Source organism: Roseomonas rosulenta, from assembly GCF_016106005.1.
Classification (GTDB): domain Bacteria; phylum Pseudomonadota; class Alphaproteobacteria; order Acetobacterales; family Acetobacteraceae; genus Neoroseomonas; species Neoroseomonas rosulenta.
Window position 1 is genome coordinate 1 of sequence record NZ_JACADR010000075.1, and the last position, 17,708, is coordinate 17,708.

16 protein-coding genes are annotated in these 17,708 nt (G+C 69.9%); 5 read left to right on the top strand and 11 right to left on the bottom strand.

The window, feature by feature from the left end:
* Positions 1-90: 90 nt before the first annotated feature.
* The 6 genes from HW578_RS11485 to HW578_RS11510 are packed head-to-tail and all read right to left on the bottom strand — an operon-like array spanning position 91 to position 7,207.
* Complete coding sequence (locus HW578_RS11485; protein WP_198370695.1) at positions 91-1,134, bottom strand: C-terminal binding protein; 1,044 nt, start codon at positions 1,132-1,134, stop codon at positions 91-93.
* Positions 1,135-1,159: 25 nt separating this feature from the next.
* On the bottom strand, positions 1,160-2,065 hold the full coding sequence (locus HW578_RS11490) for a carbohydrate ABC transporter permease (protein WP_198370696.1): 906 nt from the start codon (positions 2,063-2,065) through the stop codon (positions 1,160-1,162).
* A gap of 19 nt (positions 2,066-2,084) precedes the next feature.
* The gene (locus tag HW578_RS11495; RefSeq protein ID WP_198370697.1) at positions 2,085-3,047 is read right to left on the bottom strand and encodes a carbohydrate ABC transporter permease; all 963 of its coding nucleotides are present in this window, start codon (positions 3,045-3,047) and stop codon (positions 2,085-2,087) included.
* Positions 3,048-3,100: 53 nt separating this feature from the next.
* Positions 3,101-4,441: an ABC transporter substrate-binding protein gene (locus HW578_RS11500; RefSeq protein ID WP_198370698.1), complete on the bottom strand. Its 1,341-nt coding sequence runs from the start codon at positions 4,439-4,441 to the stop codon at positions 3,101-3,103.
* Between the two features lie 28 nt (positions 4,442-4,469).
* Positions 4,470-5,522: an ABC transporter ATP-binding protein gene (locus HW578_RS11505; RefSeq protein WP_198370699.1), complete on the bottom strand. Its 1,053-nt coding sequence runs from the start codon at positions 5,520-5,522 to the stop codon at positions 4,470-4,472.
* A gap of 56 nt (positions 5,523-5,578) precedes the next feature.
* Positions 5,579-7,207, bottom strand: coding sequence for a thiamine pyrophosphate-requiring protein (locus HW578_RS11510; RefSeq protein ID WP_198370700.1), 1,629 nt, complete (start codon positions 7,205-7,207; stop codon positions 5,579-5,581).
* Between the two features lie 176 nt (positions 7,208-7,383).
* Between HW578_RS11510 and HW578_RS11515 the strand changes: the two genes are divergently transcribed.
* The 3 genes from HW578_RS11515 to HW578_RS11525 are packed head-to-tail and all read left to right on the top strand — an operon-like array spanning position 7,384 to position 10,378.
* Positions 7,384-7,872: a tripartite tricarboxylate transporter TctB family protein gene (locus tag HW578_RS11515; RefSeq protein ID WP_198370701.1), complete on the top strand. Its 489-nt coding sequence runs from the start codon at positions 7,384-7,386 to the stop codon at positions 7,870-7,872.
* The gene (locus HW578_RS11520; protein ID WP_198370702.1) at positions 7,869-9,365 is read left to right on the top strand and encodes a tripartite tricarboxylate transporter permease; all 1,497 of its coding nucleotides are present in this window, start codon (positions 7,869-7,871) and stop codon (positions 9,363-9,365) included. Before HW578_RS11515 ends, HW578_RS11520 begins: the two co-directional genes overlap by 4 nt.
* 32 nt (positions 9,366-9,397) lie before the next feature.
* Positions 9,398-10,378, top strand: a complete 981-nt coding sequence (locus HW578_RS11525) for a tripartite tricarboxylate transporter substrate binding protein (protein ID WP_198370703.1) — start codon at positions 9,398-9,400, stop codon at positions 10,376-10,378.
* Between the two features lie 39 nt (positions 10,379-10,417).
* Here the strand turns inward: HW578_RS11525 and HW578_RS11530 are convergent, their stop codons facing one another.
* Genes HW578_RS11530 through HW578_RS11540 form a run of 3 tightly spaced genes read right to left on the bottom strand, consistent with a single transcriptional unit; the run spans position 10,418 to position 12,392 of the window.
* Positions 10,418-11,209, bottom strand: coding sequence for an enoyl-CoA hydratase/isomerase family protein (locus HW578_RS11530; RefSeq protein ID WP_198370704.1), 792 nt, complete (start codon positions 11,207-11,209; stop codon positions 10,418-10,420).
* On the bottom strand, positions 11,206-11,916 hold the full coding sequence (locus HW578_RS11535; RefSeq protein ID WP_198370705.1) for a metal-dependent hydrolase: 711 nt from the start codon (positions 11,914-11,916) through the stop codon (positions 11,206-11,208). The genes HW578_RS11530 and HW578_RS11535 overlap by 4 nt, the downstream gene beginning before the upstream one ends.
* A 17-nt stretch (positions 11,917-11,933) precedes the next feature.
* Complete coding sequence (locus HW578_RS11540; RefSeq protein WP_198370706.1) at positions 11,934-12,392, bottom strand: MaoC family dehydratase; 459 nt, start codon at positions 12,390-12,392, stop codon at positions 11,934-11,936.
* 96 nt (positions 12,393-12,488) lie between these two features.
* On the opposite strand from HW578_RS11540, the gene HW578_RS11545 reads away from it, so the two are divergent.
* A complete protein-coding gene (locus HW578_RS11545; RefSeq protein ID WP_198370707.1) occupies positions 12,489-13,694 on the top strand; it encodes an MFS transporter in 1,206 nt (401 codons plus the stop codon).
* 4 nt (positions 13,695-13,698) lie between these two features.
* Here HW578_RS11545 and HW578_RS11550 read toward each other — a convergent pair whose 3' ends face one another.
* Positions 13,699-14,292 carry a HupE/UreJ family protein gene (locus HW578_RS11550; protein WP_198370708.1) on the bottom strand — a complete coding sequence of 198 codons (594 nt, stop codon included), beginning with the start codon at positions 14,290-14,292 and terminating at the stop codon, positions 13,699-13,701.
* A 128-nt stretch (positions 14,293-14,420) separates the two neighbouring features.
* Here HW578_RS11550 and HW578_RS11555 point away from each other — a divergent pair, with 128 nt between their 5' ends.
* On the top strand, positions 14,421-15,206 hold the full coding sequence (locus HW578_RS11555; RefSeq protein WP_198370709.1) for a sterol desaturase family protein: 786 nt from the start codon (positions 14,421-14,423) through the stop codon (positions 15,204-15,206).
* Positions 15,207-15,306: 100 nt separating this feature from the next.
* On the opposite strand, the gene HW578_RS11560 is transcribed toward HW578_RS11555, so the two are convergent.
* A partial coding sequence (locus HW578_RS11560; protein WP_198370710.1) for a recombinase occupies positions 15,307-17,708 on the bottom strand: 2,402 nt, incomplete at its 5' end.

Consider the following 17,708-nt stretch of genomic DNA (forward strand, 5'->3'; position numbering starts at 1 on the left):
CGGGCGCCGGCCAGGCCGCGAAGCGCGCGCCCGATGGCGGCGATGCCGCGCCGCGGCGGGCGCATGCCCGGGCGCGGCGCGGATGGTCGCTCAGGAATTCGGGCCGCGCTCCATCCCGTAGGGCTGCCAGCGCTTGAGGCTCGATGTCGCGAGCACCGTCGGGTTCACGCAGGACATCGGCCACTTGCCGCTGAGCGTCAGCGCCAGCTCCTGCCCCACGCGCCGCTTGCGCGCCGGGTCGAAGCGCGACGAAGCCGAGGCATTGTGCGGAGAGAGGATGATGTGTGGCATCCGGTGCAACGGGTTGTCCTGCCGCGTGGGCTCGATCTCGAACACGTCGAGGCCGGCGCCGGCGATCCACTTCTCCTCGAGCGCCTTGATCAGCGCCGCCTCGTTCACCGTCGGCCCGCGGCCGGTGGTGATGAAGATCGCGTTGGGCTTCATCTGCCGGAAATGGTTTTCCTTGAGGAACCCGCGCGTCTCGGGCGTGTCGGGCAGGTGCATCGACACGAAGTCGGAGGTGGAGAGCACCTCGCCCAGCGATGCTGGTTCGACGCCGAGGGCGGAGAGCGTGAGCTCCTCCACATACGGATCAAAGGCCTTCATGTGCAGCCCAAAGGCCTTCGCACGCCGGGCGGTCGCGCGGGCGACGCGGCCAAAGCCGATGAAGCCCAGCGTCTGGCCCATCAGGCGCGGGATCTGCAGAAGCTGCGGTCGGCCTTCGGACCAGCGGCCCTCGCGCACCATGCGGTCCTGCTCGATGCAGCGGCGATGCGCGGCCAGCAGCAGCATCATCGCATGGTCGGCCACTTCCTCGATGAAGGTGTCGGGGCAGTTGGTGACCGGGATGCCCTTGGCCGTGGCGGCGGCGACATCGACATAGTCCACGCCCACGGTGCCGAGCGCGATGTGGCGGCACTTGCTGAGCGCGTTGATCATCGCCGCGGTGAACTTCATCCCCTTGGCATAGACGGCATCCGCGGTGGGCGCGACGGCGATGAAGCCGGCCTCGGTGGCGGGGCATTCGACGATCTCGGCATCGAGGCCTTCCAGCGCCTCCATCTCGTAGGCATAGCCGCCGCCGCCCGTGATGAAGGATGCGCCGGCGGGCGTGAGGATGGTGTACTTCGCCAAGGTGGTCTCTCCTGGTTGCGCGCCCCTATTCCTTCACCGCGCCGGTGAGGGAGGAGACGTAGTAGTCCACGAAGAAGGAATAGAAGATCGCGACCGGCAGAGAGCCCAGCAGCGCGCCCGCCATCAGCGCGCCCCACTGGTAGACGTCCCCGGTGACCAGCTCGGTCAGGATGGCCACCGCCACGGTCTTGTTCTCGCTGCTCTGGATGAAGGCGAGCGCGTAGATGAACTCGTTCCAGGACAGCGTGAAGGAGAAGATGCCCGCGCTGATCAGCCCCGGCACCGCCAGCGGCAGCGTGATCTGGCGCAGGATCTGCAGGCGCGTGGCACCGTCGATCAGCGCGCATTCCTCGAGCTCGTAGGGGATCGACTTGAAGTACCCGATCAGCAGCCAGGTGCAGAACGGGATGAGGAAGGTCGGATAGACAAGAATCAGCGCGAAGGGCGTGTCGAACAGCCCGAGCTGAAAGACGATGGTCGCGAGCGGGATGAACAGGATCGACGGCGGCACCAGGTAGGCGAGGTAGATGCCCAGGCCCACATACTGGCTGCCACGGAAGCGCAGCCGCTGGATCGCGTAGGCCGCGAGCGTCGAGGCCAGCAGCGACAGGAACGTCGAGGCGACCGCCACCATCATCGTCGTCCACAACCACTTCGGATAGGCCGTGTTGAACAGCAGGTGATGGATGTGGTCGAGCGTCGGGCTGCTGATCCAGAACGGGTTGTGGTCCCTGAGGTTGTACAGCTCCGCGTTCGGCTTGAACGCCGTCATCGTCATCCAATAGAACGGGAACAGCAGGATGAGGACGAAGCACAGCAGCGGCACATAGAGCACCACCACGCGCCGCGCCTTGCTGTCCCAGGACAGCAGTTCGGGCGCATCGGTCGTGGATGCGGTGGGCGGCTTGGTCTCGGCGACGGCGTCACTCATCGGGGCGTTCTCCGCGCGCTCAGTCGTTCGCCTCGCCCTGCTGCCACTTGCGCCGCGCGAGGGCGAAATAGCTGAACAGGGTGGCGAAGACCAGGAAGGGGATCATGGAGACCGCGATCGCCGCACCCTCGCCGAGCTGCCCGCCCGGGATGCCCTTCTGGAAGGCCAGCGTCGCCATGATCTGCGTCGCGTTCACCGGACCGCCGCGCGTGATGGCATAGACCAGCTGGAAGTCGGTGAAAGTGAAGATGATGCTGAAGGTCATCACGATCGCCAGGATCGGCAGCAGCATCGGGAAGGTGATGAAGCGGAAACGCTGCCATGGCGATGCGCCGTCCAGCAGCGCAGCCTCGTACAGCGAAGGCGAGATGGTCTGCAGCCCGGCCAGCAGCGAGATCGCGACGAAGGGGATGCCGCGCCAGACATTGGCCGCGATCAACGACCAGCGCGCGGGCCAGGCCTCGCCCAGGAAGTTGATGTTGGTGTCCCGCCAGCCCAGCACCTCGACCAGCATGTAGGAAATGATCGAGAACTGCGGGTCGTAGATGAACCAGAAGGCGATCGCCGAGAGCACCGTCGGCACGATCCACGGCAACAGGATGATGGCGCGCAGCATCGACTTGAACGGCAGGTGGTTGTTCAGCAGCAGCGCCAGCCACAGACCCAGGCCGAACTTCAGCACGGTGGCGACCGTGGTGTAGAACACGCTGTAGAAGACCGCGCTCCAGAAGATCGGGTCCTCCATCAGCCATTCGAAGTTCTCGAGCCCGATCCACTTGCCGCTGCGCCCGATCGTGGTGTCGGTGAACGCGAGCCAGATGCCCAGGCCGAGCGGATAGGTGAGGAATACCATGAGCAGCCCGATCGCGGGCAGCAGGCAGATGAAGATGAGGAAGGGCTTCCAGTCGAACAGGCGCACGAGCGCGTTCTTCTGTTGCTTCGGCCTGGTCCAGGTTTCTGTCTCGACCGCGGTGACGGACATGGGGCCCTCCGGCGCTCGGCGCGCCGCCGGATAACCGGCGGCGCGCGGCGGGTTCAGCGATAGTAGCGGCGGATGCGCCGTTCGGCCTCACGCGCCGCCGCTTCCGGCGTCGCCTGGCCGGACGCGACGGACGCATACATCTGGATCATGATATATTCCGACGCGACGGTGCCGGAGGCCTGCGTGATCGGCCCCTTGTAGCCGGACCAGAAGGGGTGATCCATGCCGTTGCGGTAAACCGCGAGCTTCGGGTCGCTGTCCCACACCGCGCTGTTGGAATAGGCGCGCAGCGGGTGCGACCAGTAGCCGAGGCAGCCGGTCAGCCAGCGGTCATACTGCTCGCCTTCCATCATGTAGGCGATGAGCCGCTTCGCCGCATTCGGGAAGCGCGTGTGCTTGAACACCATCGCGTTCAGGATGGTGGCCGATTGCGGCGTGCCGGTCGCCACGCCGCGCGGCAGCGGCGCGTGGTCCGTGTCCTCGGCGATCGCGCGCGTCGCCGGGTCGTTCTTCAGCGCGAAGTACAGCGACACGCCATTCGGCGTGAGGAAGGTCTGCTGAGACGCATAGGCGCGGTTGTTGGACGGGTCGAGCCAGGAGAGCGTGCCGTCCACGAAGGTGGGGTACAGCTCCTTGAGGTAGTTGAGCGACGCGATCGTCTCCCGGCTGTTGACCGCGACCTTGCCGTCCTCATCCACCATGTAGCCGCCATGCGACCAGAGCAGCCAGTTGGCGGTGCCGTTGCCGTCGCCCACCGCATTGCCCAGCGCGAAGCCGCCCGGCTTGTTGATGCGCTTGAGCGCCTGCATCAGCCGCAGGAAGCCGGCATGGTCCTGCGGGATCTCGGTGAAGCCGGCCTCGCGCACCGCCGAGATGCGATAGACGATCGGGCCCGTGGACCCGCCCATCGGGATGCCGATCCAGTTGTTGCTGCGCGCCCGCTTGCCGAACTTGTCGGCGAGGAACATCCACCCGCCATACTTGGTCCCCAGGTATTCCGCGATGTCCGACAACTCGACCACCTTGTCGGCATAGACATGGGGGTCGTCGCCCCAGCCGATCACCATGTCCGGCCCCGCGCCGGTGTTGGCGGTGACGGCGGTCTGAGAGCGGATGTCCTCCCAGCCCACGAAGTCGGCGCGCACCTGCACGCCGGTCTCCTGCGTGAACTTCGCGATGTTCTCGCGGAAGATCACCTCGTCGGGTTCGACGAAGCGCGTGGGCCGGATCAGGCGCAGCGTCGCGCCGCTCTCGATCGGCAGGTTCGGCATGGTCGCGGCGACGGTCTGGATCGGGCGCGCCGCCTGGGCCCAGGCCTCGCCGCCCTTGAGCGCCGAGAGCGCGATCGCGGAACCGCCGAGCCCGAGGACCGTGCGACGTGTGAACTCGGTCATTCTTGCTTCCTCCCTTGTTGCCGTTGCGTCAGATCCGCTGCCCGGTCTGCCGGTCGAACAGATGGACCAGCGCCGGATCCGGCGACACGGGCAGGACGTCACCCGGTCGCGCCGAGATGCGTTCGCGGAAGGCACCGTGGAACTGCGACTGCCCGATCCGCAGGACCACCTGCGTCTCGGAGCCGGTCGGCTCCACGATCTGAACCGTACCGGGCAACCCGCCCTCGGGGTCGAGCCGGAAATGCTCGGGGCGGATACCGTACACCACGTCGCCGCCCGGCGCATGGCCATTGGCCGGCAGCGGCCAAGTGGTGCCGTCGGCGGTGCGGAAGGCACCGCCCTCGATCCGCCCTTCCAGCATGTTCATCGCCGGCGATCCGATGAACCCGGCGACGAACAGGTTGGCGGGTCGGTCATACAGTTCCAGAGGCGCGCCGGCCTGCTCGATGCGACCGTGGTTCATCACCACGATCAGGTCGGCCATGGTCATGGCCTCGATCTGGTCGTGCGTGACATAGACGGTGGTGACCTTCAGGCGCTGGTGAAGTTCCTTGATCTCGGAGCGCATCTGCACGCGCAGCTTGGCATCGAGGTTCGACAGCGGCTCGTCGAACAGGAAGACCTGCGGGTTGCGCACGATGGCGCGGCCCATCGCCACGCGCTGGCGCTGCCCGCCGGAAAGCTGGCGCGGAAAGCGGTGCAGCAGTTCATTGAGGCCCAAGATCTTCGCCGCCTTCTGCACCTCGCGCTCCATCACCTCCTTCGGTGCGCCGGCGAGCTTCATGGAGAAGGCCATGTTCTGGAACACGGTCATGTGCGGATAGAGCGCGTAGTTCTGGAACACCATGGCGATGTCCCGGTCCTTGGGCGGGACATTGTTGACCACCCGCCCGCCGATCGCGATCTCCCCGCCTGTAATGTTCTCGAGCCCCGCCAGCATGCGCAGCAGGGTCGACTTCCCGCAGCCCGAGGGGCCGACGAGGACGACAAACTGCCCGTCCTCGATCGCGACGGAGACCCCGTGCAGGATCTTCGTCGTGCCGAAATTCTTCCGCACGTCCCGGATGTCGACCGTGGCCATTCAGCCTCCCTCATGTGGCGGGCGGGGTGCGTTCCCCGCCTCGTGGCCGCGGCGCGCTACAGGCGCGAGACGGCGGTTTCCTTGGATGTGATGAACTCCAGCAGCGCTGGGGTTCCGTTCCTTGTCTGCTCGATGCCCCGCCGGATGGCGGGGATGATGTCGGCCACCTTGGTCACGCGCTCGCCATAGCCGCCGAAGGCGCGCGCCATGGCGGCATAGTCGCCCGAAATGTCGGTCGAGCGATACTTTTCCGTGCTGACCGGCATCACCTTCAGCTCGATCGCCATGGAGAAATTGTTCAGCAGGATGGACAGGATCGGGATGCGCTCGCGCACCGCGGTCTCGAAATCCATCCCCGTGAAGCCGATGGCCGCATCGCCCCAGACATTGATGCAGAGCTTGTCGGGAGCGGCGAGCTTCGCCCCCATCGCCAGGCCGAGCCCGTAGCCCAGCTGCGTCGTCTTGCCCCAGCCCAGGTAGGACAGCGGCGTGCGCGCCACCCAGAAGGGCGAGAGCTGGTCGCGCGGCGACCCCGCATCATGGGTGATGATGGTGTTGTCCACATCCACCGTGCGCCACAGGTCGCGCAGCACGCGGTAGGGGTTGAGCGGCTCGGCGTCGCTATCGGTCTTGGCAGCCCAGGCGGCGAGCCATTCGGCGCGGTGCTGCGCGATCTCGGCGGCCACCGGGCCGTGATCGCGCCGCACCTTCACGCGCCCGGCCAGCTCCGCCAGCAGCGCATCGAGCGTGAGGCCGGCATCGCCCACGAGGCCGATCTCGCAGGCGACATCCTTGTCCAGGTGGTCGGGGTCGAGCGTCGCGTGGATGATCTTCTTCCCCGCCGGCATCTTCACGCCGAAATTGGTCTCGGTGAAGGAACACCCGATGCCGAGGATGAGGTCGGCATTGTCGAGGAAATGCCGCACCGGCTTCGGGATGGCCAACCCGCCCGACCCCAGCGCCAGCGCATGATCTTCCGGAAAGGAGGACTTGCCGCCGAGGCTGGTGGTGACCGGCGCCGCAAGCAGTTCCGCCAGTGCCTTCAGCTGCGGCCAGGCGCGCGCCCAGTGCACGCCGGTGCCGGCATAGATCACGGGCCGCTTCGCCGCCGCCAGCGCATCAGCTGCGCGCGCAACATCGGTCGGGTCGGGGCCGTAGCGCGTGGCGATGACCGGCGTATAGGCCAGCGGCTCGGGCACTTCCTCGTTCCACATGTCGGTCGGGATCTCGACCAGCACGGGCCCGCCGCGCCCGTTGCGCAGGCGCGAGAAGGCGCGGCGCAGGATGTTCGGCACCTCGGCGGCCGACATGATCGGCTCGGCGGATTTCGTGATGCCGCGCATCTGCACCGAGGAATTGAAGTTCGGGTCGATGTGGGCCAACCGCCGCGGATAGCCCATCGGCAGCACGAGGACGGGAATGCTCTCCCCGTAGCATTGCGCGACGCCGCCATAGGCGTTCTCGGAGCCCGGCCCGTGCTGCATGCAGAAGGCCCCGATGGTGCGCCCCGAGGTCACGCGGCTGATGCCATCCGCCATGTGCAGCCCGATGCGTTCCTGGCGCACCATGATGGGACGGATGTCGATCTCCGCCGCGAATTCGATCAGGTGGTTGACCGGATAGCCCGTGAGGATGCGGATACCCTCACGCTTCATGATCTCGGCGATGGCTGCGCCAAGCTTCATCGTGCCGTTTCCTCATCCGCCGGCATTCACGAGGCCCGGCTTGCTATAGCAGCCTAGACAGCGCGGTGCGCCCGCCGCAACCCCAAAGCTCTTGCTGCGCTGCCCGCTGACAGCGCACCGCGCGATGGTCTAGCCTCGCGCGGCGGCAACGTCCGCGCAGGGGAGAGAAACACCACATGCATCTGTCGGACCGGGTCACGGGCACCTTCCTGGTGCTGCTCGGCGCGCTTGCGTTCTGGGGCGGGTCGCGCCTGCCGGGCGTGCCCGGCCAGGATGTCGGGCCTGCGGTGTTCCCCATGGTGATCGGCGGCGGGCTCATGCTCTGCGGAGTACTGATCGCGCTCGGCATCGGGCGCTCCTTCGAGGAGCCCGAGGGCGATCCGGATGCGGTGGCGCCGGGCCTCGCCGGGCGGCTCGGCCGCTTCGCGCCGCTGGCCGCGATGGTGCCGCCCGCGCTGCTGCTGTTCTACGTGCTGGCCGTCGAGCGGCTCGGCTTCCTGCCGACCGCGGCGATCATGGTGCTGGCCTGCGCGCTGGCACTGGGCGCGTCGTGGCGGCTTGCCATCGGCCTCGCGCTGCTGGCTCCGCCCGGCGTGCACCTGGTGTTCTACAAGCTGCTGCGCGTGCCATTGCCCGAGGGCCTGATGCCGGCGCCCTGGGCATGAACGCCGTGCTCGAAGCGCTGGCCATGGTGGCGACGACGGAGGTCGCCATCGCCGTCCTGGCCTCGGCCGTCTATGGCATGGTGATCGGCGCGCTGCCGGGGCTCACCGCCACCATGGCGACGGCGCTGCTGGTGCCGGTCACCTTCTACCTGTCGCCGATCGCGGCGGTGGCGACGATTATCACCTCCTCCGCCATGGCGATCTTCTCGGGCGACATCCCGGGCTGCCTGATGCGCATCCCCGGCACGCCGGCCTCGGCCGCCTATACCGACGAGGCCTATGCGCTGACGCGCAAGGGCCAGGCGGAACTCGCCCTCGGCGCATCGCTGTGGTTCAGCGCCATCGGCGGCATCGTCGGCACGGTCTGCCTGATGGTGATGGCCCCGGCACTCGCCGAGATCGCACTGTCCTTCTCGACCTACGAATACTTCTGGCTGTCGTTTCTCGGGCTGATGTGCGCAACGCTGGTCGCGCGCTCCTCGCCCATCAAGGCGATCGCCGCCGCGCTGCTCGGGCTGCTGGTGGCCTGCGTCGGCATCGAGAATCCGGGCGGCGTGCCGCGCTTCACCTTCGGCAGTGTGGACCTGCTGGGCGGGATCGAGGCGCTGCCCGCGCTGGTGGGCGTGTTTGCCGTCAGCGAGGTCATGCGCGCCATGGCCAGCGCGCCGCCGCCGCCCATTCCGAACCGCCGCTTCGGGTCGATCCTGGCCGGGCAGTGGGCGCTGACGCGCCGCTACCAAAAGCAGATGTGGCGCGGCAACATCGTGGGCGTGCTGATCGGCGCGCTGCCGGGCGCGGGTGCGGACATGGCGGCCTGGGTCGCCTATGCGACATCCAAGCGCTTTTCGGCCGAGCGCGAGAAGTTCGGCACCGGCCATCCCGAGGGCCTGGTGGAATCCGGGGCGGCGAACAATTCCGCGCTGGCCGGCGGCTGGGTGCCGGCGTTGCTGTTCGGCATCCCGGGCGACACCATCACCGCCATCGCGATCGGCGTGCTCTACATGAAGGGGCTGAACCCCGGCCCCACGCTGTTCACCGAGAAGGCGAGCAGCATGTACGCGCTGTATCTCATCTTCATCATCGCGAACGTGCTCATGATCCCGCTCGGCATCATGATGATCCGCGCCTCGCGCCAGGTGCTGCGCGCGCCGCGCGCGGGGGCGATGCCGCTGATCCTGCTGCTCTGCGCGGTCGGTGCCTTCGCGATCGGCAACAACGCCTTTGCGATCGTGCTGGTGGCGGCCTTCGGCGTGCTCGGCTACATGATGGAGCGCAACGGCTATCCGGTGGCGGCCCTCGTGCTCGGCATCGTCATGGGCACCATGGTCGAGCAGAACCTGGTGACCTCGCTGATCAAGTCGGACGGGGAGATCCTGCCCTTCTTCGACCGCCCCGTCTCCTCGGCGCTGGCCGCGCTCACCATCACCGCGCTGCTCTGGCCGGCGGGCGTGTGGGTGCTGCGGCGCTTGCAGCCGAGGGAAGCCGCGCGATAGCGTCGTTCCACCAACAGGAGGAAACAGAGAACATGGTCCAGATCACCCGCCGCGGCGCGCTCGCCGCCGGTGCGCTTGCGCCCTTCGCGCGCCCGGCACTGGCGCAGCCGCGCTATCCCGCGCGGCCCGTGCAGGTCGTGGTGCCCTGGGGCGCTGGCGGGGGCACCGACGCCACCGCGCGCATCGTCGCCTCCCTGCTCGAGAAGGAGATGGGCCAGCCCTTCAACGTGGTGAACCGCACCGGCGGGTCGGGCGTGGTGGGCCACAGCGCGATCGCGCAGGCGGCACCCGACGGCTACACGATCGGCATGATTACGGTCGAGATCTGCATGATGCACTGGCAGGGCCTGACCGAGCTCAAGCGCACCTCCTACACGCCGCTCGCGCTGATGAACGAGGACCCGCCGGGCGTGCAGGTGAATGCCAGTTCGCCCTACCGCGACATCAAGGCGCTGGCGGATGCGATCAAGGCGTCGCGGCCCGGTCAGTTCAAGGCCTCGGGCACCGGCCAGGGCGGCATCTGGCACCTCGCACTCGCCGGCTGGCTGGGTGCCATGGGCCTCGCCGCCGACCATGTGCGCTGGGTTCCCTCGAACGGCGCGGCGCCGGCCATGCAGGACCTGGCGGCCGGCGGCCTGGACATCGTCACCTGCTCGGTGCCCGAGGCGCGGGCGATCATCGAAGCCGGGCGGGCGCGCTCGCTCGCGATCATGGCGCCCGCCCGCAACCCGCAATTCGCCAATGTGCCGACGCTGAACGAGACGCTCGGCATCAACTACAGCGTCGGCGCCTGGCGCGGCATCGCGGCACCGCTCAACCTGCCCGCGCCGATCGCGCAACAGCTCACCGCGGCGCTCGAGAAGGTCTGGAACGGCGCCGAGTTCAAGGACTTCATGAACGCGCGCGGCTTCGGGATGGTGTGGGGGGATGCCGCCGGCTTCGCCAGCCACATGGAACGCACCGACGCGACGCTGGGTGCGGCGATGCGCGCGGCGGGGCTGGTGCGGGGATAGCCCGCCGCGGCGCCGGGATGCACCCCCGGCGCCGCCGCTCTACCGCCCGCGGAACACCGGCTTGCGCTTCTCCGCGAAGGCGGCCAGCGCTTCCTTCGTGTCCTCGGTGCGGGCCAGCAGCGCGGTCTGGGTCTGCTCGTACACATAGCCCTCGCGCAGCGGCATGTACTCGTTCAGCGTGAAGGCGCGCTTCGCCGCCTCGACCGCGAGCGGCACCTTGCCGGCGATCTCGCGCGCCATGGCCTGCGCGGCGGGCAGGAGCTCCGCCTTCGTGTAGCAGCCGGAGGCCACGTTCATGCGGTACAGCTCGGCGCCCGAGAGCCGCCGCGCGGTCAGCAGGAACATCCGCGCATCGGATTGCCCGAAATGCCTCAGCACGTGGGCCACGCCGCCGGCCAGGCCGACATCGACCTCGGTCATGGACATGAAGGCGTCCTCGGCCACCAGAATGATGTCGCAGACCAGCGCGAGCACGCAGCCCGCGCCGATCGCGGCACCATTCACCGCGGCGATCACCGGCTTGCGGCATTCCATCACGCAGTCGAAGCCGGCGCGCACGGCGCGCGAATGGCGCGGGAAGGCGCCGGGGCGCGACGCATCCGGGCGGTCCTTCAGGTCGGCCCCGGCGGAGAAGGTCTTGCCCGCGCCGGTCAGCACGATGGCGCGCACCTGGTCGGCCTCGTGCAGCACGTCGAAGACGCGCACGATGTCGTCCCGGAAGGCGCCGTTCTGGGCATTCACCGGCGGGCGGTCGATGGTGACGGTCGCGACGAGGTCGGCGACCTCGACGCGCAGCGTGGTCAGGTCCTCGAGCCCGGGCAGCGCCGTCACGGGGTGAAGGCCTTGCCCTTCTCGGGCACCAGCACGCGGGCGGAGGCACCTTCCATCTCGCGCAGGAAGCCGGAGGCATCGGGCAGCAGCAGGCCGAAGGTCGCGTAGTGGCAAGGGATCGCCACGCGCACGCTCGGCAGGAAGCGCTTCAGCGCGAGTGCCGCGCTGCGCGGGCCCATGGTGAAGCGGTCGCCGATCGGCACCATCGCCACGGCCGGGCGATACAGCTCATCGACCAGCGCCATGTCGGAGAAGATGTCGGTGTCGCCCATGTGGTAGACGACCGGCTCCGCCTTGTCCTTGGGCGTCACCACGATGCCGTTGGGGTTGCCCAGGCAGTGCGAGACGCCGGCCTCGTCCTGCTCGACCGAGGAATGCAGCGCCTGGGTGAGCGAGACGGTGAACTCCCCCTGGTCCGTCGTGCCGCCGGTGTTCATCGGATCCAGCGCCGCGACCCCCTTGCGCGCGAGATGCATTGCGAGGTCGTAGTTGGTGACCAGCTTCGCCCCGGTGCGCTGGCAGATCGCCACCGTGTCGCCGATGTGGTCGCCATGGCCGTGCGTGAGCAGCACATGCGTGGCCCCCGCGCTGGCGGCCTCGGCATCGCCGCCGAAGGCCGGGTTGCCGGTCAGGAAGGGGTCGATCATCACGACCGAGCTGCCGAATTCCAGCCGGAAGGCGGAATGGCCGAACCAGGTGATCTTCATGCGTCTGTCTCCTTCGCTCAGGGGAAGGTCATGCGGATGGTGTCGGCGATCAGGGCGGGCTTGTCCTTGCCCTCGATCTCCATGGTCTGGCGCACCACGATGCGGTGCGTGCCATTGGCGCCGTCGTCCACGCCGACCAGCGCCTGGCGCAGCCGCACGCGGTCGCCGGCCTGCACCGGGTTGATGATGCGCACCTTGTCCGAGCCGTAGTTCAGCGTGCGCGACGGCCAGGAGACCTTGTAGACACCTGCCCCCAGCTTCGGCAGCAAGGACAGCAGCAGGTAGCCATGCGCGATGGTCTTGCCGCCGGGCATCTCGCGCTTCGCGCGCTCGACATCGACATGGATCCACTGGTGGTCGCCGGTGACCTCGGCGAAGCGGTCGATCATCTCCTGCGTCACCTCGAGCCAGTCGCCCACACCGAGCTCCTGGCCGATCAGCGCCTTCAGCGCCTCGGGCGTTTCCACCACGCGCATGGATTTCCTCCGTGATTGCGGGCGGAGTGTCGGGCGGCACCGCGCCGCGATCAACCCCGCTTCCGGCGCGCACGCGCCCGGCCTAGCCTCGCGCGCATGCAGGTCGCACCCGGCACGCCGCGCTTCATCGCCGCCATGGTGACCGCACAGGTGCTGACCCAGATTGGCGCCTTCACCCTGCCCGCGCTGCTGCCGGGCTACATCGAGGCCTGGTCGCTGTCGGGCACCGAGGCGGGCTGGCTCATCGGCATCTTCTTCGCGGCCTATGTGCCGGCCGTTCCGGTGCTGCTGGCGCTGACCGACCGCGTGCCGGCGCGGCGGATCTACCTGGTCGGCACCGGCGCCACGGCGCTCGCGCATCTGGGCTTCGCGCTGCTGGCGGAGGGGTTCTGGAGCGGCCTGGTGTTCCGGGCGATCGCGGGCATCGGCTGGGCGGGCGCCTATATGCCGGGGCTGAAGGCGATCGCCGATCCGCTGAGCGGGCCGGCGCAGTCGCGCGCGGTCTCCTGGCATGCGGCCGGCGTGGGCATCGCGGGCGCGGCCTCCTTCGCGCTGGCGGGGGCTTGCGCCGCGCTGGGCGGGCCGTCCTTCGCGTTTCTCGTGGGCGGCGTGCTGGCCACCGGCGCCTTCGCCATCGCGCTGCTTATCCTGCCCGATACGCGGCCGCCGCCGCGCGCGGTGGCGGCCAGGCTGCTCGACTTCCGCCCGGTGCTGGCGAACCGCCGCGCCATGGCCTGGATCGCCGGGTATTGCGTGCATACGCTCGAGATGGCGGTGCTGCGCGCCTGGGCGGTGGCCTTCCTCGCGGCGTCCTTCGCCGTCAATGCGCCGCCGGCCTGGCTACCGGGGCCGACCGTGCTGTTCACGCTCGCGGGGCTGCTCGGCATCGCGGTCTCGCTCTCGGGCAACGAGGCGTCGGAGCATTTCGGCCGCGGGCGCGTGGTGGCGGCGGCGATGCTGGGCGGCGCGGGCTTCGCCGCCGTGACGGGCTTCGCCATGGGCTCGGCGCCGCTGGTGGCGGTCGCCGCCGTCTTCGCCTGGAACGCGGCGATCTACCTCGACAGCTCGGCACTCACCGCGGGCACGGTGCAGGCGGCCGACCCCGCGCTGCGCGGGGCGACGATGGGGCTGCATTCCATGGTCGGCTATGCGGGCGGCTTCGCCGGGCCGCTGCTCTGCGGCGTGGTGCTGGACGCGGCGGGGGGCGACGGGGCGCTGGCCTGGGGCCTCGCCTTCGGCCATGTCGCGCTGGTCGTGCTGGCAGGCTTCGCCGCCGTGCGGTGGTTCGGCCGCCAGGCGTGAGGGATCAGGCCGCCATCGCCAGGAACACCACGCCGGCCAGCGTCGCCGCCGTACCGGCCGGGATGCGCAGCCGCGGCGCATCGGCGCCGATCCGCCGCGCCGCCAGCATGGTGCCGAGCCCGATCGCCGCCTGCGTCAGCGCGAGAGCGAGCAGATAGGCCAGGATCGGCGTGGCCTCGGCGCCGATCACCGCCTCCGCGAAGGCATGGCCATGCACGAGGCCGGCCAGCGCGAAACCCGCCGGCACCAGTGCCGCCGGCACGCCGCGCCACAGCAGCGCCAGCCCCGCCGCGACCAGGCTGAGCGCGACCAGCGCCTCGACCGGGCCGAAGCCGATGCCCGCCACATGCGCGAGGCTGCCGAGGAAGCCACCCGCGACGAAGGCGAGGATCGCGACCGCCCCGCGCCCGGTGCCGAGCGTGGCGGCCAGCACGCCCGCGGCCAGCAGGAAGGCCAGGTGATCGAGCCCGATCACCGGATGCCCGACGCCCGAGGCGAAGCCCTCCCATGCCGTGGAGGGCACAGCCCCGCCCATCGGGTGATGCGCCAGCGCGGGCAGCGGCGCGAGGGCAAGCAGGATGGCGAGGCGCAGGGGCATGGAGGGTCTCCTTTCGCGCATCGTCTCCCCACGCGGCCCGGCGGGCAAGGGGGCGCCCGGAGCCGCCCCGGGTGGTTCGCGGCGCGCCGCCCCTGCACGCCGCGCCCCGGCGCGCTACATGCACCGCCATGCTCGCGCAGGAACCCCTGATCCGGCTGTCGGTCTTTGCCGTCGTACTGGTCGCGATGGCGGCGCTGGAACACGCCTTCCCGCGCCGCCCGCAGCGCCTGGCCTGGCGGCGCTGGCCGTCGAATTTCGGGCTTGTGGCGCTGTCGACGCTGCTGCTGCGCCTGGCGGCGCCGGCCGGGGCGGTCGGCATCGCGATCTGGGCGGAATCGCGCGGGCTCGGGCTGTTCCCCGCGCTCGGCGTGCCCTTCTGGGTGGCGGCGCCGGCGGCAGTGCCGCTGCTCGACCTGCTGATCTACTTCCAGCATCGCGTCTTCCACGCCGTGCCGCTGCTGTGGCGGCTGCACCGGGTGCATCACGCCGACCCGGAGCTCGATGCATCCTCGGGGCTGCGCTTCCACCCGGTCGAGATCCTGCTCTCGCTTGCGATCAAGGGCGTGGCGGTGGTGGCCCTCGGCGCGCCGCCCGAGGCGGTGCTGGTCTTCGAGGTGCTGCTGAACGCGACCTCGCTGTTCAACCACGCCAATGTCGCGATGCCCCCCTGGCTCGAACGCCCACTGCGCCGGGTGCTGGTCACACCCGACATGCACCGCGTCCATCACTCCGAGATCCGCGCCGAGACGGACAGCGACTTCGGCTTCTGCCTGTCGGTCTGGGACCGGATCTTCGGCACCTACGTGGCCGAGCCCGCGAAGGGGCAGCTCGGCATGGTGATCGGCGTGGAGGGGTTGCGCGCCGATACCGAGCAGCGGATCGACCGGCTGCTGGTGCAGCCCTTCAAGGGCTAGAGCCGTTTCCGCTCGCCTCGGCTCGCTACAACGCCTCTAGCCTGTTGTTTTCACGAGCATCTTCACCCGATCAGATGATTCCACCCGATCGGGATCTGCTCTAGATCGGGCAGACCCCCGCCTCGCATTGCAGCCGCGCGAGGTCGACCGCCTCCGCCACGCCGGGGTCGTCGATCGCGGCGACGATGGCGCGGAAGCGCTCCGCATCGACCTCCTCCTCCGGCAGGTATTCATAGCCGAGATCGCGATCCGGCCGGGACGGCAGCACGGCGCAGCAGCGCAGACGCGGCTGGTGCGCGCGGAGTATAGCGCGGAATTCCTCGAGCCCCACACGCTCGGTCGCGATCTTGAGCGTGTAGGAGACCTGGTTGCCGCGATGCGCCCCGATCCAGTGGCGTTCCAGCAGGCCGAGCCAGCGATACTGCTCCTCGGGGCTCGCTTCCGGCGCGGTGACCAGGCGATCGCCGATGCCCAGGCGCTGGATCAGCGGCAGCGTCGGGAAGCCGACGATGGACACACCAGGAAAGGTTTCCAGCGCACGCACCGGATAGCCGCGCGCCGCGTAGTCCGCGACCAGCGGATCGCCGCCCGGCAGCCAGCCGCCCTTGCCGTCCGGCCCGCCGCGGAACTGTACCCAGCGCAGGTATTGCCGGCGCGCGGGCAGGTGCGCGCCCTCGGTCAGCCCGAACAGCTTGCTGGTGGTGCCCGCCGGCTTGATGGTCGTGACCGTGGCCGGCGCCGCCATGCCGAGTGCGGCGGCATACGTCGTCGCCTCCTGCTTCGCCGCCGCCGACAGCCGTGCCAGCGCCTCCCAGAAGGGCCGCGCGCGGTCCTCGTCCAGCAGGTCGCGGAAGGCGAGGCCGAAGCGCGCCCAGGCCCATTCGTGCAGCCCGGTCGGGCCGATGCCGATGCGGTTGGTGCGCGCCACCTCCGCGGCATAGAGCGCATCCATCCGGTTCACCCGGATCAGGAAGCGCACGCCGAGGCGAACGGCGGCCCCCACACGTTCGTCCCAGGCGCGCGCCACCTCCGGGGGCAGCGCGCGGGGCGCCAGCGTCTCGAGCGGCACGGGGCAGGCCAGCAGCGGCGCGAAATCCGCGATCACGCAATACCCGCCGGTGACATGCAGCACCACCTCGCCGCAGGGGTTCGTCGTGACCGGGAAATCGGCGGTGGCGGCGCGGCGCGCGACTTCGGCCAGCAACGCCGCGCCGTCCCGCACGCGGTAGCGCGAGGATCCGGCCTCGGCGGTGGCGGGCTTGGCGCGCGCGAAGCCGGTGTGCGCATCCTCGAGCCGGTCGCCGTTGATGAAGCCGGGCTCGCCATTCACGTAGGCGCAGGCCGTGGCGGCGGCGAACAGCGCGCGCGCATGGCGCGTCAGTGGTTCGTCATCCGTGCGCCCGACGCGATCCCAGAACTCCGCATCGACCATCAGCGAATGGTTGGCGGTCCACAGCCCGCCCTCCGCCTTCAGCCGCACGAAGCGCAGCGCGCCCGGGTCGCGCCAGGATTTCGTCGCCATGCGGGCGGCACGGCGCGCGCCGCCCACCTGCACCTCGGTGGACAGGATGTGGTCGGCGCGCAGCGCCTGCTCCCAGGGGCGCATCGCCTCGCCCTCCGGGTCGCGGTCGCGCGCCGCCTCGATCACCTCGCGCCGCAGGGTGATGAAGGCGCGCAGCAGCGACAGCGGGCCGGAGGCCGGGCGGCCCTGCATGCCCCGGATCGGCGCGCCGAGCGGGCGGATGTCGGACAGGTCGAGCAGCAGCGTGCGCCCGCGCGCGCCGCGATACGCCATGCCTTCCAGGATCTCGACAGCCCGCGCCCAGCCCTCGCGCGTGTCGGCGATGCGGTGACGCACGGCATCCGCCGGCACGCGCGCGAGGTCGTGCACCAGCTCGCGCGCGAGGAACCCGCGCACATCGGCTTCCTCGATGTCGCCGAAGGCGTCGGGGCCCATGCCCCAGCGCAGCAGGCCGAGCTCCACGCCGAAGCGGTGCAGCGCGGCGCGGTCATGCGGCCAGTCGGCGTGAGTGGGCGCGAGATACAGCAGCAGGTCGGGCGCCTCCGCCCAGTCCACCGGGCAGAGCGCGTCGTCATAGGCGCGCCCCACGCCCGCGCCATTGAGCAGCAGGTAGAACTTGGTGAAGGAGGCGCCGGCGGTGGCGCAGTTGGTGAAGACCTCCATGTTGCGCCGCGCCTGGCGCGCATCGCCGTGCTGCAGATGCCGGCCCGAGGTGATGAGCGCGCCGCTGGCGATGGCGTTGCGCAGCATCGCCTGTTCCGCCTGGTCGGCCGGCGTCAGGTCCCGGCCAAGCAGGCTCATGTTGCCGACGGCGACGCGCGTGGCGACGCGGCCGAAATCCTCCTGGTCCTCGGCGCGCAGCACGGTGCGGCGCGCGACCGCCAGACCCATCCCCGCGTCGAAGCGGCGCGCGGGCGCGGGCGCGGTGCCGAAGGCGCCACCCGGCGGGGGCTCGAAGGTCGGCGGGGCCGGCGGGGGCG